We start from the raw sequence: 26803 nt of genomic DNA on the forward strand, positions 1-26803 counted from the left end.
TACGCGGATCGCGTGCTCACTCGAAGCGCGTGAACCGCCCGCCGCGCAGAACGGGGACGGCGTCCACCGCGTCCAGGACGGCGGCGTCCGCGGTGCTGGTCGGCACCAGTCCGGCGGCCCGGATGCGATCGGTCGCGGAGACCCCGGCCTGCAGCTCGCGTCCGGAGCCCGTCGCCCCGATCAGGTGCTTCAGCGCACGCCGCAACGCGCGGAAGCCCTCTGCGGCCACGGCGGCGTCCGGTGCCGTGTGGTCGATGCCGAGATCGGTGAGCGCCGCCGCGATCGCTCCGGCCCCGAGCTGGTCCTCCACGGCGACGCGCAGCTCCCCCGAGGCATCGAGCTCGCCGGCCGGGACGAGCGCGACCGAGGTGCGGCCCTGGCGGCGTTCCTGCTCCACCTGCACGGCCCTGGCCACGGCACCGGCGTTGCGGATCGAGCCCAGCACGACCGTGGCCCCGGCCGGGGCGGCGGCTGCCACCGCCGCCCCGTTCCGCGACCAGTCGAGCGCTCCGGCCAGCTCGATCTCCGCTCCCGCGGCCACCGCATCGGCGACCGTCGAGGAGAACCGGAGGACGTCGATCACCACGACGACGTCGGCCGGGGCGAGACGGGCGAGCCCGGACACCCCCCAGTCGAGTCGGACCTGGTACGGGGACTGATCGAACGGCGACGGCATCCGTCCAGCCTAGAGCCGTCAGTCCGCCGCGAGTGCCTCGACCGGAGCCACCCTGGTCGCCAGCCGGGTCGGCGTCGCGGCGGCCACGAGCGTGAGCAGCGCGGTCGCGGCGATGATGATCACCACGGGAAGCCACGGCACCTGCGGGGCGATCAGCCCGGCGGGCGTGAACTCCGGCAGGACCGGAACGGAGCCGAGCAGCGACTGGGCCGCGATCCACCCGTAGAGCACCCCGAGCAGGAGACCGGTGAGGGTCGCCGCCACCGTGATGTGCGTCGCCTCCAGCAGCACCATGCGGCGCACCTGGCGGTTGGACAGACCGATCGAGCGCAGCAGTCCGAGCTCGCGGCGCCGCTGCACGACGCCGATGGTGAGGAGGTTGACGAGGCCGACGGCTGCGATCACGGCCGAGACGGCGACGAGCACCATCATGATGGCCGCGAAGGCGTCGTACGGCGCGAAGAACTCCGCCGGGATCTCCTCCGTGGTCTGGCTGGTCATCAGGCGCTTCGACGACTCCAGCGCCACTGCGAACATCGTCACCAGGGTCACGCCCATGACGACGCCGATGGCCATCCGCGACGACCGCTCCGGGTACCGCAGGGCGTTCTCGGCCGCAAGTCGGGCGGTCGCGCTCGAGCCGAACAGGCGCCCCACGAGGCGGAGCACCGGCGGCATGAACAGCACGGATCCCAGGGCGAGCCCGGTGAAGGAGAGGATGCCGCCGAAGAACGCGACCACGACACCGAGCGGTGTGACGAGTCCGAGGACGACGCCGCCCGCGAGCAGAGCCGCGCCGGAGATCAGCAGCACCCAGGCCCCGACATGGCGACCCTTGCGCCCGGAGACCTCGTCACGGGTGCGCTCGACGGCACCGCCCAGAGCCTGCAGCGGCGTCACCGCGAGCACGTGCCGCGACCCCACCCAGGCGGCCGCCCAGGTGGTGAGCGCGACACCGACCGCCGGAAGGGCGAGAGCGGGCTGGGCGAGCGAGAAGGACGACGGCGAGGTGGCGACGAGCTGCCCGCCGAGCTGGACGGCCGCCGCGGAGAGGAGCAATCCGGCGAGAAGGCCGAGGCCCGCGCCGAGGAGCCCGACGACGAGCCCCTGCCGGCCGACCTGCGCCCGCTGCGAGCGCGCGGTCGCCCCGATGAGACGCATCAGCGCGATCTGCCGGGTGCGGCCCGCGATGATCGTCGAGAACGTGTTCGCCGTGACGATCGCGGCCACGTACATCGCGACGGCGGTGAGCAGCACCGACAGGATCGCGACGACGACCGCGAGCGTGCCGCTGTCGCCGATGAACGGATCGGCCTGGAGCACGGCGCCGATGTAGGCCGTGATCTCGACGAGGAAGACGCCGAACGCGGACGAGAGCGCGGCGACGAGGACGCTCGCGCCCATGCCGCGGTCGCGGAGCCAGGCCAGCCGGGGTCCGGTCGTCCGCGTCTCCGGGACGACCGTGGCGAGCGCGGTCATGCCGACACCTCCGCGGCGAGCATGTAGGCCGAGATCTGCTCCGCGGTCTGCCGCGGGTGATCCGCCACGATCCGGCCGTCGCCGAGGTAGAGCACCCGGTCGGCGTGGCTCGCCGCGATCGCGTCATGCGTGACCATCGCGATGGACTGGCCGTGCTCCCGACTGGCGGCCGCGAGCAGGCGCAGCACCTCCCGTCCGGTCTGGGAGTCGAGGTTGCCCGTGGGCTCGTCCGCGAACACGAGGTCGGGGGCGGTGGCGAGGGCCCTGGCGATGGCGACGCGCTGCTGCTGCCCTCCCGAGAGCTGGTGCGGCCGGTGCCCGAGGCGCTTGCCGAGGCCGAGCGTCTCGATGAGCCCGTCGATCCGTGCCCGCTCGATGGCGCTGGGGCGGCGGCCGTCGAGCTCGAACGGCAGCAGGATGTTGCCGAGGGCGTCGAGCGTGGGGACGAGGTTGAACGCCTGAAAGATGAACCCCACGCGGCGGCGGCGCAGGATGGTCAGGTCGAGGTCGCCGAGACCCGTGATCTCGGTGTCGCCGATCCACGCCCGCCCCTCCGTCGGGCTGTCGAGGCCGGCCATGATGTGCATGAGGGTGGACTTGCCCGAGCCGGACGGACCCATGATGGCAGTGAACTGTCCGCGGCGGATGCCGACGCTCACGTCGTCGAGCGCGCGGACGGTGCCCTCGCCCGAGCCGTAGGTCTTCTTCAGGTGCTGGACGCGGGCGGCGAGCCCGAGGTCGGTGGTCGTGATCTCCATGTCCACGACGCTATTTCCGCACTCCCGCTCGTCGCGTCGCCCGCCGGAAGCATCCCGCTACATCGGGAGGATGATCCCGCGTCCTCCCGGCCCACCCCCTTGCGTTCCTCCCACCCCTCTACGGACCGCCGCAAGGGGCCGGGTCGAACGGAAGGGGGTGGGTCGGCGTCAGGCGAGGCCGTGCTCGAAAGCGAACACGACGAGCTGCACGCGGTCGCGGAGCGCGAGCTTCGTGAGGATGCGGCTGATGTGGGTCTTCACCGTGGCCTCGCTGAGGAACTCCCGCGCGGCGATCTCGGCGTTCGACAGACCCCGGGCGGCGAGCGCGAAGATCTCCCGCTCCCGCTCCGTCAGCTCGGCGTACTGCGGCGGCACGGGCTTCGGAGCCTCCGCGAAGTGCTCGAACAGCTCCCGGGTCGCCGAGGCCGCGATCACGCTGGACCCCGCGTGCACGGTCCGGATCGCGGCGAGCAGGAACTCCGGATCGGCGTCCTTGAGGAGGAAGCCGCTCGCCCCCTGCCGGATCGCCCGCGCCGCCGCCTCGTCGAGGTCGAACGTGGTCAGCATCACGATGCGCGGGGGTTCCGGGCGGGACAGGATCTCCGCGGTCGCGGTCAGCCCGTCCATGACCGGCATCCGGATGTCCATGAGCACCACGTCCGGCCGGGTCGCGGCGACCACGTCGAGAGCCTCGCGCCCGTTGCCCGCCTCCCCCACGACCTCGAGGTCCGGCTGGGAGGCCACGAGCATGCGGATACCGGCCCGGAACAGCGCCTGGTCGTCCACCAGCACGACTCTGATCACTGCGGGGCTCCGATCGGAAGGCTGCTCTGGACGACGAACTGCGCACCACGGCGCTCGGCTTGCAGACTACCGCCCACGAGCTGGGCGCGCTCGCGCATGCCGATGAGCCCGTGTCCCCCGGGGGTCCCCGGCGTCGACTCGGGCGAGACGGTGTTGCGGACCTCGATGTCGACGCGATCCGGGAGCCACGCGAGATGCACGTCCACCGCGCCGTCGCCGTGGCGGATCGCGTTCGTCAGCGCCTCCTGGAGGATCCGGTAGACCGCGAGCTGGATGGCCCCCGGCGGCTCCCCCGGAGGCATGGGGTCGACCGTGACCCGCGGCTCGATGCCGGCCTGGCGCACCTGGGCGAACAGCGTCTCGAGATCGGCGAGGGTCGGCTGCGGACCGTCGCCCTGACGATGACGGAGCTGGGTGAGGAGCATCCGCACGTCGCTCAGGGCTCCGCGGGCGGTCTGCGCGATCGTGCCGAGGGCCTCCGTCGCGATCTCCGGCTTCACCGCCGCGGCATAGCGGGCACCGTCGGCCTGGGCGATGACGACGGCGAGCGAGTGGGCCACGACGTCATGCATGTCCCGCGCGATGCGCACCCGTTCCTGCTCCTCGGCGGCCAGGGCCTCGGCCTGCAGCTGCGCCGAACGCGTGCGCCGGTTGCGCAGCACGACCCGCCAGAGGAGGCCGCACACCCACGCGAACCCCAGCGCCATGATGGAGGCCGCGACGAGCAGGGTGCCTCCGGTCACGAGCTCCCAGCCGCTGCCGGAGCCGAACATGACGCCCCCGACGACGACCATGTACAGCGCGGCGACGATGCCGCCGACGATCACCGATCCGAACCCCCACCAGAGCACGCGGCGGGTGCCCCACGCGGAGGTCGCGTACAGCACGAGGAGGATCGCGAAGTCGGTCGGCAGCGGCCCGAACCCGGCGAGCATCTGCACGACGGCTCCGGCCCAGGCCGCGGCGAGCGCGAGACCGGGGGCCAGACGACCGATCGCGACACCGCCGAACAGGAACACCGACGACGAGATCAGACCGATGACGTTGACCGCGGAAGACCCGGCCACGTCCGGCTGGGGCGCATAGAACACGACACCGAGCGGCGTGAGGAGCGCGAACAGCAGCACCGCCCCGACGATGTCGAGGACGAGGCCGGTACGGGACAGCGGACGGATCACTCCCCCACGCTACGCGAGCGGCTCGGGCGCGGCATCCGTCGCGGGATGTATCCGTCAGGTGCGGGCGAGGATCTCCCCATGCGGCACGAGGAACCAGCCGTCGCCGTCGTCGGCCCAGCGCTTCCAGGCGTCGCTGATCTCCTGCAGGTCGGCCGCGGATGCCATCCCCTCGTCCACGAGCTGCCGGGCGAGCGCCGACTCCAGGATGCGGTCGGCCCACATCCCGCCCCACCAGGCGCGCTCGGACGGCGTCGCATAGCACCAGGTCGACGCGGTCGCCGTGACGTCTTCGAAGCCCGCGGCGCGTGCCCAGGCCAGGAGGCGGCGGCCGGCATCCGGCTCTCCGCCGTTCGCCCGGGCGGCGGCGCGGTACAGCGCGAGCCACCGGTCGAGCTCCGGCAGGACCGGGAACCACAGGAAGCCCGCGTAGTCGGCGTCGCGGGCGGCGATGAGTCCCCCGGGCTTCGCGACGCGGCGCATCTCCCGCAGTGCCTGCACCGGATCGGCGACGTGCTGCAGCACCTGGTGCGCGTGCACGACGTCGAAGGAGTCGTCGGCGAAGCTCAGCGCGTGCACGTCCTCGACGGAGAAGGCGATGTTCGTGACGCCTCGCGCGGTGGCGAGGTCCTGGGAGAGAGCCAGCGCGGCGTCGTCGATCTCGGTCGCCGTGACGTGCGCGACCACACCCGCGAAGTCCACCGTGATCGATCCGGGCCCCGCTCCCACGTCGAGGAGCCGGGTCTCTGCCGTGAGGTGCGGTCGAAGGTAGGCCGCCGAGTTCGCGATGTCCCGCACACTGTGCGAGCGGAGGACGGATTCGTGGTGTCCATGCGTGTACGAGGCCATGCCCTCAGTCTGGCACTCCCGTCGACCCACCCCTTTCCGTGTGTCCCGGCCCCTTCCGGACGGCCGCAAAGGGCCGGGGCGGCGCGAAAGGGGTGGGTCGACGGGCTAGAGCGCGGAGACCATCCGGCGGATCGCCTCGCGGTCGGGCTTGCCGGAGGAGAGGACGTCGAGTTCGTCCACGAGGATCAGGCGGGACGGACGCGCGTGCGCGCCGATCTCGCCGGCCACCGCTTCCCTGGCCTGGGCGAGCTGCTCGGACTCGCTGCGCCGCAGGGCCTCCCCGCGTGCCGCGACGATGACCGAGGCCTCCCCCCAGCGCTCGTCGTCGACAGCCACGACCACGGCCTGATGCAGCCCGGGCACGGCGCGGACGATGCGCTCCACCCGGTCGAGCGAGATGTTGATGCCGCCCGACACGATCACGTTGTCCGCGCGACCGTGCACGCGCACCACGCCGTCCTCGAGGAGCCCGAGGTCGCCCGTCCGGTACCAGCGGATGCCGTGCTCGTCCCGCGCGAAGGTGCGCGCGGTCAGCGCCGGGTCGCCCAGATAGCCCTCCGCGAGCATGGGGCCGGCGATCCGCAGCTCGCCGTCGACCGCCCGGACGTTCACGGTGTCGAGCGGGACGCCGTCGTACACGCAGCCGCCGCTGGTCTCCGTCGAGCCGTAGGTCCGCACGAGACGGACCCCGAGGTCGGCCGCCCGCTCCCGCAGCGGCTCCGGGAGCGCCTGACCCCCGACGAGGATGGCCTCATACGCCTGCAGCGCCGCGAGCACACCCGGCTCGGCGCTCGCGTCGAGCAGCGTCGCGATCTGCGCCGGGACGAGGGAGGTGTACAGGGCCGGGAGGACGCCCGCGGTCGTGGCGTGGCGCATGCTCCGCGTGGCCTCGGCGAACGCCCGCGGTGTGAACCGTCCCTCGATCCGGGTCGGCTCCGTGCCCGCGAGGATCGAGCGCACCATCACCTGCAGCCCCGCGACGTAGCCGGCCGGCAGGGCGAGCAGCCAGCGACCGCTGCCGATCCGGGCGGCGGTGGCCTCCGCACTCGCCCGCAGGGCCTCGCCGCTCAGCGCCACCCGCTTCGGGACGCCGCTGGATCCGGAGGTCGCGATCACTGCGGCGATGCCGTCGTCCACCTCCGCCGGAGCGTCGGCGAGCATGCCGAAGCCGAGAGCCGGTCCCTCGTCGAGAGCTCGGAGCAGCGCCTCCCGCAGGAGCACGGTGTCTTCCGCGTCGGTCGGGATGAGGGCGTTCACGATCGTCTCTCCGGCTCAGTAGTGCCAGGGGAAGGACGACCAATCGGGGGCGCGCTTCTCGAGGAACGAATCCCGCCCCTCCACGGCCTCGTCCGTGCCGTACGCGAGGCGGGTGGCCTCGCCCGCGAACACCTGCTGCCCGACGAGCCCGTCGTCGACGGCGTTGAAGGCGAACTTGAGCATCCGGATCGCCGTCGGCGACTTCGTCAGCACGGTGCGCGCCATCTTCAGCGCCTCGCGCTCGAGTTCGGCGTGCGGCACCACGCGGTTCACGGCCCCCGCCTCGTAGGCCCGCTGCGCCGAGTACTCCTCGGCGAGGAAGAACACCTCCCGCGCGAACTTCTGTCCCGTCTGCCGGGCCATGTAGGCGGAGCCGTATCCCGCGTCGAAGCTGCCGACGTCGGCATCCGTCTGCTTGAAGCGCGCGTGCTCGGCCGACGCGATTGTCAGGTCGCACACCACGTGCAGCGAGTGCCCGCCACCCGCCGCCCACCCGGGGACCACGGCGATGACGACCTTCGGCATGAACCGGATGAGCCGCTGCACCTCGAGGATGTGCAGACGCCCGACAGCCGCCGCGGACGCTCCGCTGACGACGGCGGTCTCGGCGTCCGAGTATTTGTACCCGTCGCGGCCGCGGATGCGCTGATCACCGCCGGAGCAGAACGCCCAGCCGCCGTCCTTCGCGCTCGGTCCGTTTCCGGTCAGCAGCACCGCCCCGATCCGCGCGTCCTGTCGCGCGATGTCGAGCGCCCGGTAGAGCTCGTCCACCGTGTGCGGGCGGAAGGCGTTGCGCACCTCGGGTCGGTGGAAGGCGATGCGGGCGACCCCGCCGTCGCGGCTCACGTGCGCCGTGATGTCGGTGTAGTGCTCGGCGCCGGGCGCCAGCTCCCACTCGGCGGGATCGAACAGGTCGGAGACGAAGGCATCGGTCACGGTCTTCAGCCTATTCCCCGGGCACGCGCCGTCTTCATCCACCCGTCGACGATGTCCCAGGCCGGGAAGGCCACCAGGCCGACGCCGGTGATCACCGTGAGCACGCGCATCGTGTCGGCATCCACCCCGTTGTCCGTGAACACGAACTCCAGGAAGGCCGGGTTGAGGAGCTCGCCCTGCAGGAGCAGGGTGAGGGCCCACACGGCGAAGGCGACGGCGAGGACGGTGTTCACGACGGCCGCGGCGACGGTCCACCGCCGACGCGCGTACACGGCGACGGCCAGGACGGCCTCCGCGATCATGAGCGCGAGGAGGATGCCGATGCCCACCGGCCAGAGCGCGGGCGCCAGGATCGGGATGGGGTCGCCGCCGGTCGGGAAGAATCCGAGCGTCGCGTCCCACACGATCGCGCCGATGCCGGCGAGGAGGAACACGAGCGAGGCGATCACGTCGGCGCGGGCGGCCCCGTGCTCCGTCGGCTCCGGAAGCTGGTCCACGTTCCATCGCACGCCGGTGTCGGCGCCGGTGCGCTCCAGCACGACGAAGACGAGCGTGACCCAGAAGCACAGGTGCACGATCACCGACAGCGTGACCGAGACGACCGCGCCGATGACCTCACCAGGTCCGCCGCCGGTGATCAGCTGCCCGATCGCGACCCCGACAGCGGCGAACGGCGGCACGATGAACAGGAGCAGCTTCAGCAGCCGCCACCAGGTGAGGTAGTACCGAGGGCCGATGAGGTGCAGCGGGCGGTCGGCGTATCCGGCGGCGAGGATGCCCGGGTCGCCGAGGTCGGTGAGGACGGCGCGCTCCGCCTCCTCCGGGCTCTCGCCCTGTTCCCGCCGCGCGTCGACGGCATCGGCGATGGCGGCTTCGAGTTCGGCGCGGACCTCGTCCTGCGTATCCGGCGCGAGGCTGCGGATCGTGGCGCTGATGTAGCGCTCGGTGAGGGTGCTCGCGGTCATGTCAGTTCTCCTCGGGGGTGAGGGAGGCGATCGCGGTGGTGAGCGCGCGCCATTCGTCGGTGAGGGTGTCGGCCAGCCGGGTCCCGGCCTCCGAGGTGCGGTAGAACTTGCGGGGCCGGGCCTCGTCGGTGTTCCACTCGCTCGTCAGGTACTCCTGCTTCTCCAGACGGCGGAGCAGCGGATAGAGCGTGTTCGCGTCGGTGGCGAACCCGCGGCTCTCGAGTTGCTCGAGCAGCGCATACCCGTACTCCGGCGTGCGCAGCAGCTGCAGGCAGGCGAGCACCACGGTGCCGCGGCGCAGTTCCTGCAGATGCGTGTCGAGTGTCTCGTTCATGTCGATCACAGTAGTGTGCGTCACACACCATTGTCAACGGCACATATACGCGCGACATCCTGTCGAGGGGTCGTGGCGCACAATGGGGTCATGATCCCCGCCGTCACGGAGCTCCTCGATTCCGCCCGCGTCGTCGCCCTGCCGATGCAGACCCGCTTCCGCGGCGTCGACACCCGGGAGGCCCTGCTGTTCGAGGGGCCGGAGGGCTGGGCGGAGTTCTCCCCGTTCGTCGAGTACGACGATGCCGAGGCCGCGACCTGGCTCGCCGCCGCGATCGACTACGCCTACGCGCCGCAGCCCGCGCCGCTGCGGGAACGGGTCGGCGTCAACGCCACCGTGCCCGCCGTCGACGCCGCCCGCGTGCCCGAGGTCCTCGCGCGGTTCTCCGGGTGCCGGACCGCGAAGGTCAAGGTCGCCGAGCCGGGACAGGTGCTGGCGGACGACGTCGCCCGGGTCCAGGCGGTCCGCGAGGCGCTCGGGCCGGAGGGTCGCATCCGGATCGACGCGAACGGCCTCTGGAACGTCGACGAGGCCGAGCACGCCGTGCACGCCCTCGGCGCCTTCGACCTGGAGTACGTCGAGCAGCCGTGCGCGTCGGTGCCCGAGCTCGTCGAGCTGCGCCGGCGCATCGCTTACATGGGGATCCCGGTCGCCGCGGACGAGAGCATCCGGAAGTCCGGCGACCCCCTCGCCGTCGCACGCGCGGGCGCGGCGGACATCGTCGTCATCAAGGCCCAGCCGCTGGGCGGCCTGACCCATGCCCTGCAGATCGTCACCGCGGCCGGCCTCCCCGCGGTCGTCTCCAGCGCCCTGGACACCGCGATCGGCCTGTCGCAGGGGGCCGCGCTGGCCGCCGCGCTCCCCACCCTCGACTACGACTGCGGTCTGGGCACGGCCTCCCTGTTCCAGGACGACGTCGCCGACCTCCGCCCCGTGGACGGCGCGATCCCGGTGGGGCGCCTGTCCCCCGACCCGGCAGCGCTCACCCGGCTCGCCGCCGCGGACGAGCGTCGGGAGTGGTGGCTGGCCCGACTGGCCCGCTGCCACCACGAGCTGCTCGCAGCCCGCAGCGCCTAGGACTCGACGAGGAGCTCCACGAGCCGCCCGAGCTCCTCGCCGCCGGAGTGCCGCAGGGCCGCGTCGTCACGACCGGCCATGGCACCGCGGACCGTCATGCCCTCCCAGAGGATCATGAGCATGCGCGCCGCATCGGTCGCGGGCAGCCGGAGACGCAGCGTGCCCGCCGCCTCCACGATGTCCTCCACGATGCGCGCGATGCTCGCCACCATCTCGCGCTCCTGGGCGAGGTACGCCTCGCCGAACTGCGGATCGCGCAGGGCGCGGATGCGGATCTCGCTCATCAGCATCACACCCAGGCGGTCGTCGCTGCCGAGCTCCATGATCTGCTGGACGAGATCCTTCGGGTCGCAGTCGTCGGCGAGCTCACCGTCCGCCCGCATCTGCTCCACGCGAGTCCGCACGGCTGCCACCCTCGCGTCGGCGACCCCGGCCGCGAGGGTCAGGAACAGCTCGTCCTTCGAGTCGAAGTTCGAGTAGAACGCCCCGCGCGTGAAGCCGGCGCGCTCGCAGACCGCCTCGACCGAGGCACCGTCCAGGCCGACCTCGGCGAACACCTGCGCGGCGGCCTCCAGCAGACGCGCCTTCGTGTTCTCCCGGCTGCGGGTGGCGGGTGACGACATCGGAACCTCCTGGCCTTCCCTCTCGACGATTCACACCCGGTGCACAGACTCCGGATGGCGGATGACCTTACGATACATCTATGTATCGGATACACCTGTGTATCCACCCGGCACCCCACGGAGATTCGCGTGTCCACACTCCTCTCGTCCCTCGGACGCTGGTCCTTCCGCCACCCGTGGCGCGTCCTCGTCTCCTGGCTCCTCGCCCTCGGCATCGCCGGAGCTGGAGCCGTGGTCCTCGGTGCCGGCACCGACAACACGTTCTCCATCCCCGGGACCGAGTCCCAGGCCGGCCTCGAGCAGCTCTCCCGCTCCTTCCCCCAGGTGAGCGGCACGAACGCCCAGTTCATCGTCGTGGCCGCGGACGGCGACGAGATCACCGATGACGCGTACCGCGAGCCGATCGAGGACGCCGTGTCGGAGCTCGGCGACCTCGACGAGGTCCTCGCCGCCACCTCGCCGTACGACGAGATGGTCAACGGCATGATCAACGACGACGACACGGCGGCAATCGTGCGCCTGCAATTCGACGGCGAGTCCACCGACGTCTCCGAGGAGACGAAGGACGCCCTGCGCTCCACCGTCGACGAGCTCGCGGCAAAGCTCCCCGACGGTGCGCAGGCCTCTCTCGGCGGCGACCTCTTCGCGATCTCGATCCCCGGCGTCACGCTCACCGAGGCCGTGGGCCTGCTCATCGCGCTCCTCGTGCTCATCGTCACGTTCCGCTCGTTCGTCGTCGCCGGACTCCCCCTGCTCACCGCCATCCTCGGCGTCGGCATCTCCATGGCCGGGATCTTCACGGCGACCGCCTTCGCGACCGTCTCCTCCACCACGCCGCTGCTCGCCCTGATGCTCGGGCTCGCGGTCGGGATCGACTATGCGCTCTTCATCGTCGCGCGCCACCAGGACCAGGTCCGGGACGGCGTTGAACCTGAGGAGTCGGCCGCCCGCGCGGTCGGCACGGCCGGATCGGCGGTCGTCTTCGCCGGCGTCACCGTGCTCATCGCGCTGATCGGCCTCGGCTTCGCGGGCATCCCGTTCCTCACCACCATGGGCGTCGCGGCGTCCGTGGCCGTCGCGGTCGCCGTGGCGATCGCGGTGACCCTGACCCCTGCGCTGCTCGGATTCCTCAAGGGCCGCGTGGCCGGACGGCCGAAGCGCGCGAAGGCCCCGAAGAAGGCGGCCGCGAAGGACGCCGTCACGAAGCCCCGCGGCAGCCGTCGGTGGGTGGAGGGCGTGACGAAGCACCCCGTCCTCGTCTCCCTCGCGGTCGTCCTCGGACTCGGCATCGTCGCCGTCCCCGCCCTCAGCCTCGACCTCGCCCTGCCGAACGCCGGCGTCCTGCCGAAGGACTCCGAGGCGCGGCAGAACTACGACCTCGTCGGCGAGCAGTTCGGCCCCGGCTTCAACGGCCCCCTCATCCTCACCGGCACCATCGTCACCTCCACCGACCCCCTCGGTCTCATGGAAGACCTCGGAGACGCGGTGGCCGAGGTTCCCGGCGTGAAGGAGGTCGCCCTCGCGACGCCGAACGAGACCGCCGACACCGGCATCGTCCAGATCATCCCGGAGACGGCTCCCGACGACCCCGCGACGGCCGACCTCGTGCGCGAGCTCCGCAGCCACCACGACGAGTGGCTGGACGAGTTCGGCATCGAGCTCAAGGTCACCGGTTTCACCGCCGTCGGCATCGACATCTCGGATCAGCTCGGGGCGGCTCTGCTGCCCTTCGGGATCTTCGTTATCGGTCTCTCGCTGATCCTCCTCACCATCGTGTTCCGCTCCCTCTGGGTGCCGATCACCGCCGCAGCCGGTTACCTGCTGTCGATCGTCGCCGCCTTCGGCGTCGTCGGGGCGGTCTTCGAGTGGGGCTGGTTCGCCGACCTCCTGCACGTCGCGAAGGTCGGCCCGATCATCAGCTTCATGCCGATCATCCTCATGGGCGTGCTCTTCGGCCTGGCGATGGACTACCAGGTGTTCCTCGTGTCGCGGATGCGCGAGGACTTCGTGCACGATCCTGACCTCCGGCCGGGTGCGGGATCGGTGAACCGCGCCACCCGACGGGCCGCAGCTCTGCGCGCCGTACGGAGCGGGTTCACCGGTTCGGCGAAGGTCGTCACGGCGGCCGGCCTCATCATGTTCGCGGTGTTCGTCGCCTTCGTGCCGGAGGGCGACTCCTCCCTCAAGCCCATCGCCCTCGGACTCGCCGCCGGCATCGCCTTCGACGCCTTCCTCGTGCGTATGACGCTGATCCCGGCGCTCATGGCGATCCTCGGCGAGCGCGCCTGGGAGATCCCGTCCTGGCTGGAGCGGATCCTCCCCCGCGTGGACATCGAGGGCGAGGCGGTGGAACGCGAACGGCACCTCGAGGCGTGGCCGGGCGACGGGTCGCTCGTCGCGGCCGACGACCTGGAGTTCGGCGCCGGCCCCTCGACGACGGAGGGACTGTCGCTGCGGCTCGCACCCGGCGCGGCCCTGGTCGCGAGCGGCGCGGACGCCGGGACGCTGCGGGCCCTCGCTCTCACCGTCGGCGCCCGCATCGCCCCGGCCGACGGACGCCTCCGTGTCGCCGGACACCTGCTCCCCGGTCGTGCGGCCTGGGTCCGTTCCCACGTGGGCTGCGTGCTCGCGGGAGACGACGCCCCGGTGCTCGCCGACCTCCGCGAAGCCCTACGCGGTCGTTCCGAGCTCGTGGTGATCGACGGCGCGGACCGGCTCCGCGGCGGCGAGCGCGACCAGGTCGCCGCGATGCTGCGCGACGCGAGGTCGCGCCGAGAGCTCGCCGTCTTCGCCACCGCCGTCGATCCCGACGCGGCCCGTTCCCTCCTCGCGGACGCCGGATGGCCGTCCGCCGACGTACTCGACACGCGCGCGCCCCGCCCGAGCGCCGCAGAAACGACCGAGGTGCCCGCATGACCCTCCCCCTCGAGCGCGCCCGCTCACGTAAGCCCATCACCTGGCTCACGATCCTCGGCGTCCTGCTGCTGCCCGCCGCGATCGGCGGCATCCTCATGGCGGCGCTCTACAACCCGACCGAGCGCCTCGACTCCATGACCGCGGCGATCGTGAACCTCGACGAACCCGTCGAGATCGACGGCCAGACCGCTCCCCTCGGGCGGCAGCTCGCGTCCGGGCTCGTCGAGGGCTCGGACGATCTCGACTCGAACCTCACGTGGGTCATCTCCAACGAGGAGGACGCCGCCGACGGGCTCGCCGACGGCACCTACCAGGCCGTCATCACGATCCCCGAGGACTTCTCGGCCGCGGCGACCTCCGCAGGTCAGGCGGTCGCGGACGGCGGCGGGGACGCGGAGCAGGCGACGATCCAGGTGACGACGCCCGACGACGGCCTCGTGGCGGACGACCTCATCACCGGGCAGATCGCCGACGTGGCGGCCTCGACGCTCGGCACCACGCTGTCCGAGGCCACAACGGAGAACATCCTCGTCGGCTTCACCACCATCGGGGACCAGATCGGCGACGCGGCGGATGGGGCCCTGGAGCTGGCGAAGGGGGCCCGTGACGCGGCGACCGGCGCTGCGGCCCTCCCGGAGGGTGCGACGCAGCTCGCCGCGGGTGCCGGAGAGCTGGGTACCGGGGCCTCGACCCTCGCGTCCGGCCTCGACACGATCGCGGGGCAGACGCGGCAGGCGGCGACCGGCGCCGGCACCATCGGGGCGGGACTCACCTCCGGCGCGACCGAGCTCCAGGGCCGGGTCGCCGACGTGCAGCAGCTCACGGGCGGGATCCAGTCGGCGGCCGCGGCCGCCGGATCCGCTGCGGGCGAGTCCGCCGCGGTCGCGCAGGGTCTCGGGACGATGGCGGCCACGGCGTGCGTCGCCGATCCGAGCTCGGCGGAGTGCGAGCAGCTCTCCGCCCTCGCAAAGCAGGCGGTGGCAGCAGCGACCTCGGCCGGGACCGCCGCCGGCATCCTCAACGACAAGCAGGTGGCCGAGGGCGTGGCCGCGCTTCCCGGGTCCTTCTCCACGCTGGCCACCCAGCTCGGCCAGGCGGGTTCCGGGGCGACCGAGCTCGCCGGCGGGCTCAACCGCCTCGCGACCGAGGGCGTGGACCAGTCGGCCGCAGGAGCGCGGGCACTGTCGTCCGGCGCGACGCAGCTCGCCGACGGTGCGACCCAGCTCGCCGACGGCAGCACGGAGCTCGCCACCGGCCTCGACACCCTCGCGACCGGCACCGGCGACCTCGCGGGCGGACTGCGCACCGCGGCCGACTCCCTCCCGTCCTTCAGCGACGAGGAGTCGACGTCGCTGGCGTCGGTGATCGCTGATCCGGTGGCGACCGACTCCTCGATGGGCTCGCTCTTCGGCCCCACCGCGATCCCGCTGCTCACCGCGGTGGTGCTGTGGTTCGGCGGTCTCGCGTCGTTCCTCGTCCTCCGCGCGCACACGGCGCGCACGCTCACCTCACGACGCTCCTCCGCCTCCCTCACCCTCCGCGCGTTCTGGCCGGCCGCGGCGATCGGCGCGGCCCAGGGTCTGCTCGTCTCGCTCATCGTGCAGATCGTGGCCGACTACGACGTCGCGGAGTGGTGGGCCTTCGCGGGAACCGCCGTCCTCGCCGGGGTGGTGTTCGCCGCGGTGAACCAGGCCCTCGTGGCGGTGTTCGGCGGCATCGGACGCTGGATCGCCGCACTGATCGGTGTCATCGCCGTGGCGACGGGACTCATCTCGACCGTGCCCGACTGGCTCGCGAGCATCGGGGCCGCCCTCCCGACCGCACCGGCCTTCGCGGGTCTCGTGGAGGCGAGCGGGGCCGCCGTCGCCGCCCTCGTCGTCTGGGGCGTGCTCTCGCTCGTCGTCACGACGGTGGTCGTCGCGGTCCGCCGCACGACCACGGCGCGTGCTGTCGTCACCGCCTGACCCCGGGCACAGCTGCGGAGATCACGCACGACACGCCGCCGGGCACCCCGCTCCGGCGGCGTGTCGTGTGGCGATCTCCGAAACAGTGCCCGGACGCGACGACGGTACCCCGTACCCTCGTGCCATGCGCCGACCGTTCATGGACACTCCGGACCAGCTCGCGACTCTCGAAGGACAGCAGTATCTCGTGCTCCGGCCGACCGGGGCCGTCGCCGCGGAATACCGGGCCATCCAGGAGGCCGCGCTCGGTCGTCTGGACACGCCGCTCCGGCATCCGCACACGGAGCACGTGACCCTTCGCGGCTTCTTCGAGCCAGAGCGTCGAGAGGAGCTGCGGGCCGTGATCCGGGCCTGGGCCGCGGAACAGGGTCCTCTCGAGCTCACCGCCGACGCCGTGGACGTCTTCCCCGCGCCGTGGCAGATCGTGATCCTGCGCCTCGCCCGCACGCCCGCGCTCGTGCACGCGTACGCCTCGCTAACGGAGCTGCTCCGGCGGACGGATCTCCGCCGCCTCGACGAGCTCTCCGTCGAGGACTGGACCTTCCACCTCTCGGTGCTCTACGGCAAGACGCTGGATGCCGAGACGTGGCAGCAGCTCGCCGCCACCGAGGTCCGTCCGCTCCTCCCCGCGCCGACGGAGGTCGTCACCGAGGTCGAGTTCGTCTGGTACGAGGGCGGCGTCGAGCACGCCGAGGTCATCCCCCTCGGCGGCTGAGCCCTGCTCCTGCGGGCACGACGTCGGAGATGGCGGACGACACGCCGTGACCGAGCCCCGCCCGGCGGCGTGTTCCTCGCGATCTCCGAAGCTGTGCTCGGCGGGCTCAGCTCAGCCCGGAGTAGGCGTGCAGGCCCTTGAAGAAGACGTTGACGATGGTGAAGTTGAAGATCACGGCGGTGAAGCCGACGATGGAGAGCCAGGCCGAGGGGTTGCCGCGCCAGCCGCGCGTCGCCCTGGCGTGGATGTACCCGGCGTAGAGCACCCAGATCACGAAGGTCCAGGTCTCCTTCACGTCGAAGCCCCAGAAGCGGCTCCACGCGTAGTACGCCCAGATGGACCCGGCGATGAGCGTGAAGGTCCAGAGGATGAAGCCGATGATCGTGAACAGGTACGCCAGGCTCTCCAGGCGCTCCGCCGGCGGGAAGGTGCGCAGGAAGCCGGGGCCGGTCTTCGCCGCGCCCTCGCCGAGCAGCCGCTCGCGTCGCGCCTGCATGAGCTGGATCACCGAGAGCGCGAAGGCGAGGGCGAAGAACGCGGTCGCGAGCGAGGCGACGAACACGTGGATGATGAGCCAGACGCTCTTCAGCGGGTCCATCAGCGGGGAGACCTCGACGTAAAAGTTCGTCGCGCCCAGCCCGAGGAGGACGACCACGAGGCCCGTGATGAAGGTGCCGAGGAAGCGCAGATCGAGGCGGGTGAGCACCGCCAGGTAGACCGCGATGATGAGCAGCGTTCCGACCATGCCGAACTCGTACAGGTTCGCCCACGGCACCCGACCGGCCGCGATGCCACGCGTCACAGCGGCGGCGAGGTGGAACACGAAGCCCAGCACCGTGAGCGAGGTGCCGATTCGCGCCATGACGAAGCGCTGCGGCTTCGGAGCTCCGGGCGCATCGACGGGTGCGGAAGCCGAGACGCCACCGGAACGACCGGCGGCCACGAGCTCGCCCTCGCGGACGGTGTGGGCGTCGGCCGTCGCCTGCGAGCGGCGCGCGAGATCGAAGGCGTAGGCCACGAAGGCCGCCGCGTAGATCGCGATCGCCGTCCACAGCAGGACGGGCGAGATCACGGTGAGCTCGAGCATGGTGTCAGTCTACTTTCCGGGTGCCGGGGCCGCAGGGTCCGCGGCGGCGTCCGCGGCATCCTCGTCGGCGTCTTCAGGGGTACGGGCGGTCGTGCCGCCCGCGGCGTCGAGCAGCCGGGCGTGGCCGGCACGGAGGTCGTCCACGGCGCGGGCGAGCGTGGGGTCTTCCCCTCGGGCCAGGGCCGCGTACTCGAGGTCGACCGCGCCGTCCGCCGCGGTGGCCTTCACCCACACGCGCCGACGCGGCACGAACAGGGCGAGCATGAGGCCGCCGAGCGCCAGCAGTGCGAACCCGAGCACGAACACCCCGGACTCGTCGCGGTGGATCTGCAGGGAGGCGAAGCGCTTGACGGACTCCGAGGAGTCGGTGGCGCCCTCCGGCGACTCGTCGTCGAAGGTGACCGAGCCCAGGCCGTTCGGCAGCTGCGCGGTCTCACCCGGGGACAGCTCGATCGACTCGACGTCGGTGCTGCGTCCGGTGAGCTTGGTCATGTCGGAGGTGTCGAGCACGTAGACCGAGCGCGGCACGCCGTCGTTGATCCCGAGGTCGCCCGTGTACACGTCGAGCGTGAGCGTCGGGTTGGTGAGGTCGGGGTAGGCGGAGAAGAAGGCGCCCGTGTCGAGCACGCCGGTGGTCGGGTAGAAGAAACCGACGAGGCCCACCTGCTCGGCCAGGCCGTCCGGCACCTTGAGCACGCCGAGCGAGGTCATGTTGTTGTCCTGCGGGAGGAACGGCGTGCTGTTGTGGAACACCACGTTGCCCTCGGGGTCGCGCACGGTGACCGTCGGGGCGTACCCGTTGCCGAGCAGGAACACGTCGTCGTCGGCCACGCCCAGCGGCTCGTTGACCTTGACGGCGCCCTCGCGCTCCTCGCCGTTCTCCTGGATGGTCATGTTCGCGGAGAAGTTCCCGGCCTGGCCGGAGCCGGGCTCGCCGAACGGCTGATACGTGACGTCGAAGGAGTCCAGCCGCATCGAGTACGGCGCGAAGGAGTCGTCGGCCACGAAGCGCCCGCGGTTCATGGAGTCGTAGTCGAGCAGCGTGTTGGCGAAGGTCTCCCCCTCGACGAGCACGCGCTGGCCCGTGTACGCGAAGCCGCCGCCGACGCCGATCGTCACGAGCACGCCGACGAGGGCGAGGTGGAAGAGCAGGTTGCCCGTCTCCCGCCAGTAGCCGCGCTCGGCCGACACCGAGTACGTGCGGCCGCGGTCGTAGCGCTCCACGCGGTAGCCGAGCGCCTTGAGCTGCTTCGTGGCGACGTCGATCGAGGCGGCGGCCTCCGCGGCGGCGTCCCCCGTGCGCGTGCCGGAGTCGGCGACGGTGTCGCGGGTGACGGCGCGGTAGTCCTCCAGGCGGCGGAGCCGGGCGGGCGTGCGCGGCGGGCGGGCCTGCAGCGCCTTGGCGTGGTGCTTGATGCGCGGGATGACGCAGCCGACGAGCGAGGTGAACAGCAGCAGGTAGATCGCCGAGAACCAGGGCGACAGGTACACGTCGAAGAGCTTGAGCGCGTCGAGCACCGGGAACAGATCGGGGTTGTCGCGCTCCCACTGCGTCACGCCGTTCGGGTCGGCCATCCGCTGCGGGAAGATCGATCCGGGGATGGCCGCGATCGCCAGCACGAGCAGCAGGACGAGCGCCGTGCGCATCGAGGTGAGCTGGCGCCACCCCCATCGGAGCCAGCCGACGAACCCGAGCCGCGGCTGGGTGATCGTGTCGTCGCCGTCGACGTGGTCGGACGGGCGGAGCGGATCGCTGGAGTCGGTGGTCACGGCACCCTTGTTCTTCGTCATGGTCGTCTCGGAGCGGTCAGAGCGGGAGGATGACACTGCCGATCACCGCCGTCAATCGGGACATGATGTCGGTCCACAGGCCGGTGACCATCAGGACACCGAGGAGGATCAGCAGCACGCCGCCGAGGATGTTCACGACCCGGATGTGGCGGCGCAGGAACCCGATGGCCTTGGTCGCCCAGCCGAAGCCGAGGGCGACGAGCAGGAACGGGATGCCGAGGCCGAGGGAGTACGCGAGGCCGAGGAAGCCCGCGCGCACGGGGTCGCCCGCGTTGAAGGAGAGCGCGAGGATGGCGGCCAGCGTGGGGCCCATGCAGGGCGCCCAGCCGATGCCGAGCGCGACGCCGAGGAGCGGGGCCCCGACCATCCCGGCCTTCGAGTCGACGTGGAAGCGGAGCTCCTTCTGCGCGAACCCGAAGAGCCCGAGGAAGACCAGGCCCATCGCGATGATGACGACGCCGAGGATGCGGGTGATGAGATCGCCCCACTGGAGCAGGAACACGCCGGCGGTGCCGCCGAGCACCGTGTAGAGGATGAAGACCACGGTGAAGCCGAGGATGAACAGCAGCACGCCGAGGACGAGGCGGCTGCGCGTCGCCGTCTGGGTGGCGCCGTCGCCGGTCGTCGAGGTGTTCCGCGGCGTGACGGCTCCCCCGAGGAAGCCGAGGTAGCCCGGAACGAGTGGGAGCACGCACGGCGAGAGGAACGAGACGAGTCCGGCGAGCATCGCCACGGGGACCGCGATCCAGAGGGCTCCGGATCCGATGATCGCGTCGGGGTTCACGACGACCTCGCGGACATCAGGAGTCCTCCGCCAGCGCGTCCTTGACGAGCGTGGAGAGCACGGAGGTGCCGTCGATCGGCCCGATGATCTTCGCGGCGACGCGGCCCTGCTTGTCGAGCACGAGCGTGGTGGGGGTGGCCGAGATCGGCACGACCTTGGCGAAGGCGAGCTTGGCCTGAGCCGTGTCGACGTCGATGAGGCTCGGGTACGTGATCCCGAACTCGTCGGCGAACGCGACAGCCGTGTCGGCCTGGTCGCGCGTGTTGATGCCGATGAACTGCACGTCCGCGTCCTGGTGCTCCTGCCAGACGGCCTCCAGGTCGGGGGCCTCGACGCGGCACGGGGCGCAGCCGGCGTACCAGAAGTTGACGACCGCGACCTTCCCGGCGATGTCGGCGCTGTCGAAGTCCTCGCCGTGCTCCGTGACCCCGGCGAACTCGACCGGCTCCCCGCGCTCGGCGACGGGGATCTCGACGATCGCGCCGTCGGCGGCGACGTAGCCGGTGTTCTCGCCGTTCAGGAACGACTCGCTCACGGCGTCGGGAGCGCAGGCGCTCAGACCGACGGCGAGCACCGCAGCGAGCGCGGCTCCGCCCAGGCGGCCGAGGGGCCGAAGACGGGAGGGGCGGCCGTTGCGGATCGGGTGAATCCTGGAAGCGCGGGACACGTCTCCGAGTTTACGCAGAGCTTCCTATGCATCGGCCGGGTACCCCCGGGGGGAGTCAGAAGCGCGCGAGCACGTCGTCCACCCCGGCGCGGAACCGCGGACAGGTCGCGATGTCGTGCGCCCGGCACCCCATGGCGTGCTCCGTCATCTCCCGCGATCGCCGCATCTCCTCCATCCGCCGGTCGAGGTCGTCGAGATGTTGCTGCAGCACCTGATGCCGCCCGGCGCTGCCGTCGTCGAGGAGCACGGCGATCTGGTCGAGGCTCATCCCGGCGGCCTTGCTGCGCTGGATGACGGCGATGCTCACGACCTCGTCCTCGCCGTACCGACGCCGGCCCGCCGGGTCGCGGGGCGGCCGGAGCAGGCCGACGGTCTCCCAGTGCCGCAGCACGTTCGTCGGCAGGTCGAACCGCGCGGCGACCTCGCCGACGGACCACGGGTGCGGGTCGCTTGACTTCATGTTGACATGAAGTCACAGACTGGTGCCGAACGCAAGACGCGAGAAGGGAACCCCATGTACGACGCGATCGTGATCGGTGCCGGTCCGGCCGGACTCCAGGCGGCGCTGACCCTCGGACGGATGCACCGGCCGGTGCTCCTGCTGGACTCGGGCGAGTACCGCAACGGCACCGTGCGGCACATGCACAACATGATCGGCGCCGACGGGAAGGCCCCGGCGGACCTCCGCGCCGAGGCCCGCACGGAGCTCGCGGCCTATGCGGACGTCGAGACGCGGGACGTCGCGGCGCAGCGGATCTCGGGCGACGCGGAGACGGGCTTCTCGGTGAGCCTCGCCGACGGGTCGGTGGCCGACGCCCGACGGGTGATCCTGGCGACCGGCGTCGCGGACGACCTCCCGCCGGTGCCGGGTCTCGCCGAACTCTGGGGCATCCGGGTCTTCAGCTGCCCGTTCTGCGACGGACACGAGCACGCCGGGAAGCCGATCGCGATCCTCGGGGCGGCTCCCCGGGCGGCCCATCTGATCGGGTTGCTCGGCCGGATCGTCGGCGAGATCACGGTGGTCCCGGTGGGCGAGCTGTTCGCCGCGGAGGACCGTGTCGCGCTGGAGGAGTTCGGGGTGCGGGTGGCCTCCGCTCCGGTCGAGGCTGTCGCCGCGCACGGAGACGGGGTTCGGGTGCACAGCGCCGAGGGCGACCTCGACGTCGCGGGGGTGTTCGTGGCCTCCGGCACGATGCGGCACCGGGCGCCCTTCGCCGCGGACCTCGGGCTGCGGCTCCTGGAGTCGGGGTCGATCGAGATCGACGAGTTCGGGAGGACGTCGCTTCCGGGGGTCTTCGCCGCGGGCGACCTCGCCCATCGCGCGACCCTCCCCGGCCCGATGGCCTCGGTCCTGCTCGCCGCCGCCGCGGGACAGCTCGCCGCGGTGGGGGTGCTCCAGTCCCTCTGACTTCGAATCGCCCGATTGGTCCCATTTCCGGGCCGGATGGGACCATTCAGGCGATTCGAACGGGGGTCAGACGGCGCCGACGTCGACAGCACCGCCGGTCGCGGCGGGCTCGGCGTACGAGACCTCGCGCCAGACGTCGCCCACACGCGCGAACGAGGTCACACTCGACAGGGCGCAACGGCGGGTCCGCGGATCGTGCTGCAGCGGGAGGCCGGCCACGCGGAGGTGCGTGATCCAGATCGGCGCCTGATGCGACACCATCACGATGTCCCCCGCGGTCGGGATCTCGGCGGCGGCCGTCCACGCCTCGTCCATCACGCCGAGCATGCGCTCCGCGATCGAGGCGTACGGCTCCCCCCAGCTCGGCAGCGACGGCTGACGCAGGTGCCACCAGTTCATCGGGTTCATCAGCGACCGCCGCATCCGGGTGCCCTCGAACACGTTCGTCGGCTCGATCAGGCGGATGTCCGTCTCGGGCTCGAGGTCGAACACCTCCGCGAACGGGGCGGCCGACTCCTGCGCACGCTCCAGCGGCGACGCGAACAGGGCGGTCACGGGATCGCCGAGCCCCGCCACGTGCTCCGCCGCCGCCTGCGCCATCTCCTCCCCCGCGGTGCTGAGGTGATAGTCGGGCAGCCGTCCATAGAGCACGCGGGACGGGTTGTGCACCTCACCGTGGCGAACGAGGTGCAGAAGTGATGCCGCCACGTCAGACCTCGCGGTAGCGGGAGTCGCCGAACCCGAGGATCAGATAGCCGATGTAGGGGAACAGGAACAGCAGGAAGAACGAGAACACCCCGCCCTTGCCGAAGCGCGCGCCGAGCTTGAACGCGACGATGACCCCGAGGATGAAGTTCGCGATCGGCACGAGGTAGAGCAGGGCGAACCAGCCCGACATCCCGGCGATCTTCACGAGGAACACGACGTTCACGATCGGGATGATCGCGAGGATGCCGGGGTACCCCGCCTTCGTGAAGACCTTCCACAGTCCGACCACGACGAGGATGTAGAAGATGAGGGCGATGAGTCCCGTCGTGCCGGAGAAGATCGCGCCGAACAGGTCGGGAAGGCCGTTGCCGTCCGAGATGGAGAGGTGCATGGGGGTCCGCCTTTCGTCGTGGCGATCCTACTGAGGTGCCGCTGCTCCGCGCTGGCGACCCGGCCGGGAAGGGCCGGGACGCCCGCGTAGACTGGGCGGGTTCATCTTTCCCCGGATCAGGAGGAATCCTCCGTGCTGCGCACCCACTCCGCAGGCTCCCTGCGCGCCGAGAACATCGGTCAGACCGTCACCCTCACCGGGTGGGTCGATCGTCGTCGTGACCACGGAGGCGTCGCGTTCATCGATCTGCGGGACGCGTCCGGCATCGCCCAGGTCGTCATCCGCGACGAGGAGATCGCCCACCCGCTGCGCAACGAGTTCGTCCTCAAGGTCACCGGCGAGGTGTCGCGGCGCCCCGAGGGCAACGCGAACCCGAACCTCCCCTCCGGCGAGATCGAGGTCATCGCGGCCGACGTCGAGGTGCTGAACGAGTCGGCCCCGCTGCCGTTCCAGGTCTCGACCGCTCTGGCCGACACCGAGACCGTCGGCGAGGAGGCGCGCCTGAAGTATCGTTACCTCGACCTCCGCCGCCCGGCCGCCGCCTCCGCGCTGCGCCTGCGGTCCGACGTCTACAAGGCGATCCGGGACGTGCTGCACGCCGAGGACTTCACCGAGGTCGAGACCCCGACCCTCACCCGTTCCACGCCGGAGGGCGCCCGCGACTTCGTCGTCCCGGCCCGTCTGCACCCGGGCAGCTGGTACGCCCTGCCCCAGTCGCCGCAGCTCTTCAAGCAGCTGCTCATGGTCGGCGGTGTGGAGAAGTACTTCCAGATCGCCCGCTGCTACCGCGACGAGGACTTCCGCGCCGACCGTCAGCCCGAGTTCACGCAGCTCGACATCGAGATGAGCTTCGTCGACCAGGAGGACGTGATCGCCCTCATGGAGTCGCTCATCGTGGCGATGTGGAAGACGATCGGCGTGGAGGTGCAGACCCCGCTGCCGCGGATGACCTACGCCGACGCCATGGCGAAGTACGGCTCCGACAAGCCCGACCTCCGCTTCGGACTCGAGCTCGTCGAGGCGACGGAGTACTTCAAGGACACCCCGTTCCGCGTGTTCCAGGCCGAGTACGTCGGCGCGGTGCGCATGCCCGGCGGCGCGAGCCAGCCGCGCAAGCAGCTCGACGCCTGGCAGGACTGGGCCAAGCAGCGCGGCGCCCGTGGTCTCGCCTACGTGCTGTTCAACGAGGACGGCACCCTGGGCGGCCCCGCCGCGAAGAACCTGTCCGAGGCCGAGCAGGCCGGACTGGCCGAGTTCGTGGGCGCCGAGCCGGGCGACTGCGTGTTCTTCGCCGCCGGTGCCACCAAGGAGAGCCGGGCGCTGCTCGGCGCCGCACGGGTCGAGATCGGCCGTCGCCTCGGCTACCTGAACCCGGACGAGTTCGCCTTCACCTGGGTCGTCGACGCCCCCATGTTCGAGCCGGCCGCCGACGCGGTCGCCTCCGGTGACGTCGCGGTCGGCGCGGGTGCCTGGACGGCCGTGCACCACGCGTTCACGGGTCCGAAGCCCGAGTTCGAGGACACGTTCGACACCGACCCCGGATCGGCCCTCGCCTACGCGTACGACATCGTGTGCAACGGCTCGGAGCTCGGCGGCGGGTCCATCCGCATCCACCGCGAGGACATCCAGAAGCGGGTCTTCGAGGTCATGGGCATCAGCGACGAGGTCGCGCAGGAGCAGTTCGGCTTCCTCCTCGACGCGTTCAAGTTCGGCGCTCCCCCGCACGGCGGCATCGCACTCGGCATGGACCGCGTGCTCCAGCACCTGACGAAGACCGAGTCGATCCGCGACGTCATCGCCTTCCCGAAGTCCGGGAACGGCTTCGATCCCCTCACCTCCGCTCCCGCGCCGATCACCCCCGAGCAGCGCGCCGAGGCCGGTGTGGACTTCACTCCCGAGGACGAGGCCTGACCCGCCGAGACCCCGTCTTGCCGCCGAGACCCCGGGACACTGCCGCTGGCAGCCCGGGGTCTCGTCGCGTACCCGGGGTCTCGGCGAAGAGAAAAGGGGGAATCAGGCGAAGAGGGGGGCGAGGTTCTCGTTCCACACGTCGACGCCGAGCTTCGCGATGAGAGCCACCACGACGACGAGGAACACCACGCGGATGAACGTCGTCCCGCGGGAGATGGCCATCCGCGAGCCCAGGTAGCTGCCGCCGACGTTCGCGACCGCGAGGATGCCCCCGAGCAGCCACAGCACCGAGCCGTGCGGGATGAAGAGGAGCAGCGCCCCCGCGTTCGTCGCGAGATTCACGATCTTGGCCTTCGCGCTCGCCTGCAGGAAGTCGTAGCCCAGCAGCGCGACGAGGGTGATCACGAGGAAGGTGCCCGTGCCCGGACCGATCATCCCGTCGTAGAACCCGATGCCGAGCCCGGCCAGCCCGGCCATGATGTGGTGCTTGTGCCCGTGGAAGCGCAGCTGCGTCGCGGCCCCGAGCTGCGGCCGGAGCGCCGTGAACAGGGCCACCGCCAGCAGCGCGATCACGATGATGGGCTTGAAGGCGGCCGGGGGCAGCACCGTGGCGACCGCCGCGCCCCCGAACGAGCCGATCAACGCGATCACCGCCATCGGCAGAGCTGTGCGGAGGTCGGGCTTGGCGCGGCGGTAGTAGGTGATGCTGCTGGTCGCGGTCCCGAACACGGAGGCGAGCTTGTTCGTCGCGAGCGCCTGGACCGGGGCGATGCCGGGGATGAGGAGCAGCGCCGGGAGCTGCAGCAGCCCTCCGCCGCCGACGACCGCGTCGATCCACCCGGCACTGAACGCCGCCACGATGATGAGGATCAGCATCCCCCAGGTGAGCTGCTCGAGTCCGAGGAGGCTGCCGATATCCACTCCGCCATGATTCCAGACCCGCGGGCGCCGTCCCGCATCCACCGCTGGCAGACTGGGCTCATGCTCGCCGCTCTCCCACTTCCGCATGCGTTCGCGTCGAGGAGCGGGGACGCCGTGCTCCGGCGGGCGACCGAGGTCGACGCCGACGCCGTCATCGCGCTGCTCGCCGACGACCCGATCAGCGCCGCCCGCGGCGACGTGGCGTCCGACGAGGACCGTCCGGCGTACGAGCGCGGCCTCCGCGAGATCCTGGCCGACCCGTCGAACGACCTCCTCGTGATCGAGCTCGGCGGCGCGGTGGTCGGCACTCTCCAGCTCACCTCGATCCCCGGCATGGCGCGCCGCGGCGCGCGGCGGCTGCTCGTCGAGGCGGTCCGGGTGCGCAGCGACCTCCGTTCCTCGGGCATCGGCTCCGCGGTCATGCAGTGGGTCGGCGACGCCGCGGCGCCCGCCCTCGGTGCGGCCATGGTGCAGCTCACCTCCGACGCCGCCCGCACCGACGCGCACCGGTTCTATGAGCGCCTCGGCTACGTGGGCTCGCACCGCGGCTTCAAGTACACCGTCCCGCAGCGCTGAATCCGGAGCGCATCCCCGCGCCACCCGCCCG

General features: G+C 71.6%; 26 protein-coding genes. 7 read left to right on the top strand and 19 right to left on the bottom strand.

The genetic code is table 11. From position 1 onward, the window contains the following. Positions 1-16 precede the first annotated feature (16 nt). The 10 genes from B7W94_RS01390 to B7W94_RS01435 form a co-directional block, all read right to left on the bottom strand. Positions 17-676 carry a 2-phosphosulfolactate phosphatase gene (locus B7W94_RS01390; protein ID WP_085603777.1) on the bottom strand — a complete coding sequence of 220 codons (660 nt, stop codon included), beginning with the start codon at positions 674-676 and terminating at the stop codon, positions 17-19. Positions 677-694: 18 nt separating this feature from the next. Then, a complete protein-coding gene (locus B7W94_RS01395; protein ID WP_085603780.1) occupies positions 695-2155 on the bottom strand; it encodes an ABC transporter permease in 1461 nt (486 codons plus the stop codon). Then, a complete protein-coding gene (locus B7W94_RS01400; RefSeq protein ID WP_025104429.1) occupies positions 2152-2913 on the bottom strand; it encodes an ABC transporter ATP-binding protein in 762 nt (253 codons plus the stop codon). The genes B7W94_RS01395 and B7W94_RS01400 overlap by 4 nt, the downstream gene beginning before the upstream one ends. Before the next feature lie 168 nt (positions 2914-3081). Then, positions 3082-3717, bottom strand: a complete 636-nt coding sequence (locus B7W94_RS01405; RefSeq protein ID WP_025104430.1) for a response regulator — start codon at positions 3715-3717, stop codon at positions 3082-3084. Beyond that, the gene (locus tag B7W94_RS01410) at positions 3714-4895 is read right to left on the bottom strand and encodes a sensor histidine kinase (protein ID WP_085603783.1); all 1182 of its coding nucleotides are present in this window, start codon (positions 4893-4895) and stop codon (positions 3714-3716) included. The genes B7W94_RS01405 and B7W94_RS01410 overlap by 4 nt, the downstream gene beginning before the upstream one ends. A 54-nt stretch (positions 4896-4949) precedes the next feature. Continuing rightward, complete coding sequence (locus tag B7W94_RS01415) at positions 4950-5741, bottom strand: class I SAM-dependent methyltransferase (protein ID WP_085603785.1); 792 nt, start codon at positions 5739-5741, stop codon at positions 4950-4952. Between the two features lie 105 nt (positions 5742-5846). Continuing rightward, positions 5847-6998 carry an AMP-binding protein gene (locus B7W94_RS01420; protein ID WP_085603787.1) on the bottom strand — a complete coding sequence of 384 codons (1152 nt, stop codon included), beginning with the start codon at positions 6996-6998 and terminating at the stop codon, positions 5847-5849. Between the two features lie 15 nt (positions 6999-7013). Further along, positions 7014-7934 (bottom strand): 1,4-dihydroxy-2-naphthoyl-CoA synthase, encoded by a 921-nt coding sequence (locus B7W94_RS01425; RefSeq protein WP_085603789.1) that lies wholly within the window; start codon positions 7932-7934, stop codon positions 7014-7016. 5 nt (positions 7935-7939) lie between these two features. Continuing rightward, positions 7940-8899 carry a permease prefix domain 1-containing protein gene (locus tag B7W94_RS01430; RefSeq protein ID WP_085603792.1) on the bottom strand — a complete coding sequence of 320 codons (960 nt, stop codon included), beginning with the start codon at positions 8897-8899 and terminating at the stop codon, positions 7940-7942. Position 8900: 1 nt separating this feature from the next. Continuing rightward, positions 8901-9233 (bottom strand): PadR family transcriptional regulator, encoded by a 333-nt coding sequence (locus B7W94_RS01435; protein WP_029989612.1) that lies wholly within the window; start codon positions 9231-9233, stop codon positions 8901-8903. A gap of 90 nt (positions 9234-9323) precedes the next feature. Here B7W94_RS01435 and B7W94_RS01440 point away from each other — a divergent pair, with 90 nt between their 5' ends. After that, positions 9324-10310 carry an o-succinylbenzoate synthase gene (locus tag B7W94_RS01440; protein ID WP_085603795.1) on the top strand — a complete coding sequence of 329 codons (987 nt, stop codon included), beginning with the start codon at positions 9324-9326 and terminating at the stop codon, positions 10308-10310. Here the strand turns inward: B7W94_RS01440 and B7W94_RS01445 are convergent. Continuing rightward, entirely contained in the window at positions 10307-10933 is a 627-nt protein-coding gene (locus B7W94_RS01445; protein WP_025104438.1) for a TetR/AcrR family transcriptional regulator, read from the bottom strand. The genes B7W94_RS01440 and B7W94_RS01445 overlap by 4 nt on opposite strands. 129 nt (positions 10934-11062) lie before the next feature. Here B7W94_RS01445 and B7W94_RS01450 point away from each other — a divergent pair, with 129 nt between their 5' ends. The 3 genes from B7W94_RS01450 to B7W94_RS01460 all read left to right on the top strand — a co-directional run bounded on the left by B7W94_RS01450 (position 11063) and on the right by B7W94_RS01460 (position 16528). Further along, on the top strand, positions 11063-13849 hold the full coding sequence (locus B7W94_RS01450) for an MMPL family transporter (RefSeq protein ID WP_085603798.1): 2787 nt from the start codon (positions 11063-11065) through the stop codon (positions 13847-13849). Beyond that, positions 13846-15813: a YhgE/Pip domain-containing protein gene (locus B7W94_RS01455; protein ID WP_085603801.1), complete on the top strand. Its 1968-nt coding sequence runs from the start codon at positions 13846-13848 to the stop codon at positions 15811-15813. The genes B7W94_RS01450 and B7W94_RS01455 overlap by 4 nt, the downstream gene beginning before the upstream one ends. Positions 15814-15937: 124 nt before the next feature. Next, positions 15938-16528, top strand: a complete 591-nt coding sequence (locus B7W94_RS01460; RefSeq protein WP_253247351.1) for a 2'-5' RNA ligase family protein — start codon at positions 15938-15940, stop codon at positions 16526-16528. 106 nt (positions 16529-16634) lie between these two features. Here the strand turns inward: B7W94_RS01460 and ccsB are convergent, their stop codons facing one another. Genes ccsB through B7W94_RS01485 form a run of 5 tightly spaced genes read right to left on the bottom strand, consistent with a single transcriptional unit; the run spans position 16635 to position 21317 of the window. Next, positions 16635-17615, bottom strand: coding sequence for a c-type cytochrome biogenesis protein CcsB (ccsB, locus tag B7W94_RS01465; protein WP_025104442.1), 981 nt, complete (start codon positions 17613-17615; stop codon positions 16635-16637). Positions 17616-17624: 9 nt separating this feature from the next. Beyond that, positions 17625-19406 carry a cytochrome c biogenesis protein ResB gene (gene resB / locus B7W94_RS01470; RefSeq protein ID WP_085603804.1) on the bottom strand — a complete coding sequence of 594 codons (1782 nt, stop codon included), beginning with the start codon at positions 19404-19406 and terminating at the stop codon, positions 17625-17627. Positions 19407-19422: 16 nt separating this feature from the next. Next, positions 19423-20190: a cytochrome c biogenesis CcdA family protein gene (locus tag B7W94_RS01475; protein ID WP_025104444.1), complete on the bottom strand. Its 768-nt coding sequence runs from the start codon at positions 20188-20190 to the stop codon at positions 19423-19425. Positions 20191-20206: 16 nt separating this feature from the next. Further along, entirely contained in the window at positions 20207-20857 is a 651-nt protein-coding gene (locus B7W94_RS01480; RefSeq protein WP_082749996.1) for a TlpA family protein disulfide reductase, read from the bottom strand. A 55-nt stretch (positions 20858-20912) separates the two neighbouring features. Continuing rightward, positions 20913-21317, bottom strand: coding sequence for a MerR family transcriptional regulator (locus B7W94_RS01485; protein WP_085603807.1), 405 nt, complete (start codon positions 21315-21317; stop codon positions 20913-20915). Positions 21318-21323: 6 nt separating this feature from the next. Here B7W94_RS01485 and B7W94_RS01490 point away from each other — a divergent pair, with 6 nt between their 5' ends. Next, positions 21324-22265: an NAD(P)/FAD-dependent oxidoreductase gene (locus tag B7W94_RS01490; protein ID WP_253247352.1), complete on the top strand. Its 942-nt coding sequence runs from the start codon at positions 21324-21326 to the stop codon at positions 22263-22265. A 66-nt stretch (positions 22266-22331) separates the two neighbouring features. On the opposite strand, the gene B7W94_RS01495 is transcribed toward B7W94_RS01490, so the two are convergent. Together B7W94_RS01495 and B7W94_RS01500 are read right to left on the bottom strand one after the other, a co-directional pair. After that, complete coding sequence (locus B7W94_RS01495) at positions 22332-22973, bottom strand: histidine phosphatase family protein (protein WP_025104448.1); 642 nt, start codon at positions 22971-22973, stop codon at positions 22332-22334. A gap of 1 nt (position 22974) precedes the next feature. Next, positions 22975-23364, bottom strand: coding sequence for a DUF5684 domain-containing protein (locus B7W94_RS01500; RefSeq protein ID WP_025104449.1), 390 nt, complete (start codon positions 23362-23364; stop codon positions 22975-22977). A 132-nt stretch (positions 23365-23496) separates the two neighbouring features. On the opposite strand from B7W94_RS01500, the gene aspS reads away from it, so the two are divergent. After that, on the top strand, positions 23497-25275 hold the full coding sequence (aspS, locus tag B7W94_RS01505; RefSeq protein ID WP_060921711.1) for an aspartate--tRNA ligase: 1779 nt from the start codon (positions 23497-23499) through the stop codon (positions 25273-25275). 102 nt (positions 25276-25377) lie between these two features. On the opposite strand, the gene B7W94_RS01510 is transcribed toward aspS, so the two are convergent. Beyond that, positions 25378-26151, bottom strand: coding sequence for a sulfite exporter TauE/SafE family protein (locus B7W94_RS01510; protein ID WP_060921721.1), 774 nt, complete (start codon positions 26149-26151; stop codon positions 25378-25380). 105 nt (positions 26152-26256) lie between these two features. On the opposite strand from B7W94_RS01510, the gene B7W94_RS01515 reads away from it, so the two are divergent. Beyond that, on the top strand, positions 26257-26772 hold the full coding sequence (locus tag B7W94_RS01515) for a GNAT family N-acetyltransferase (RefSeq protein WP_085604132.1): 516 nt from the start codon (positions 26257-26259) through the stop codon (positions 26770-26772). Positions 26773-26803 lie beyond the last annotated feature (31 nt).

It is taken from the genome of Microbacterium sp. LEMMJ01 (assembly GCF_002114135.1).
GTDB lineage: Bacteria > Actinomycetota > Actinomycetes > Actinomycetales > Microbacteriaceae > Microbacterium.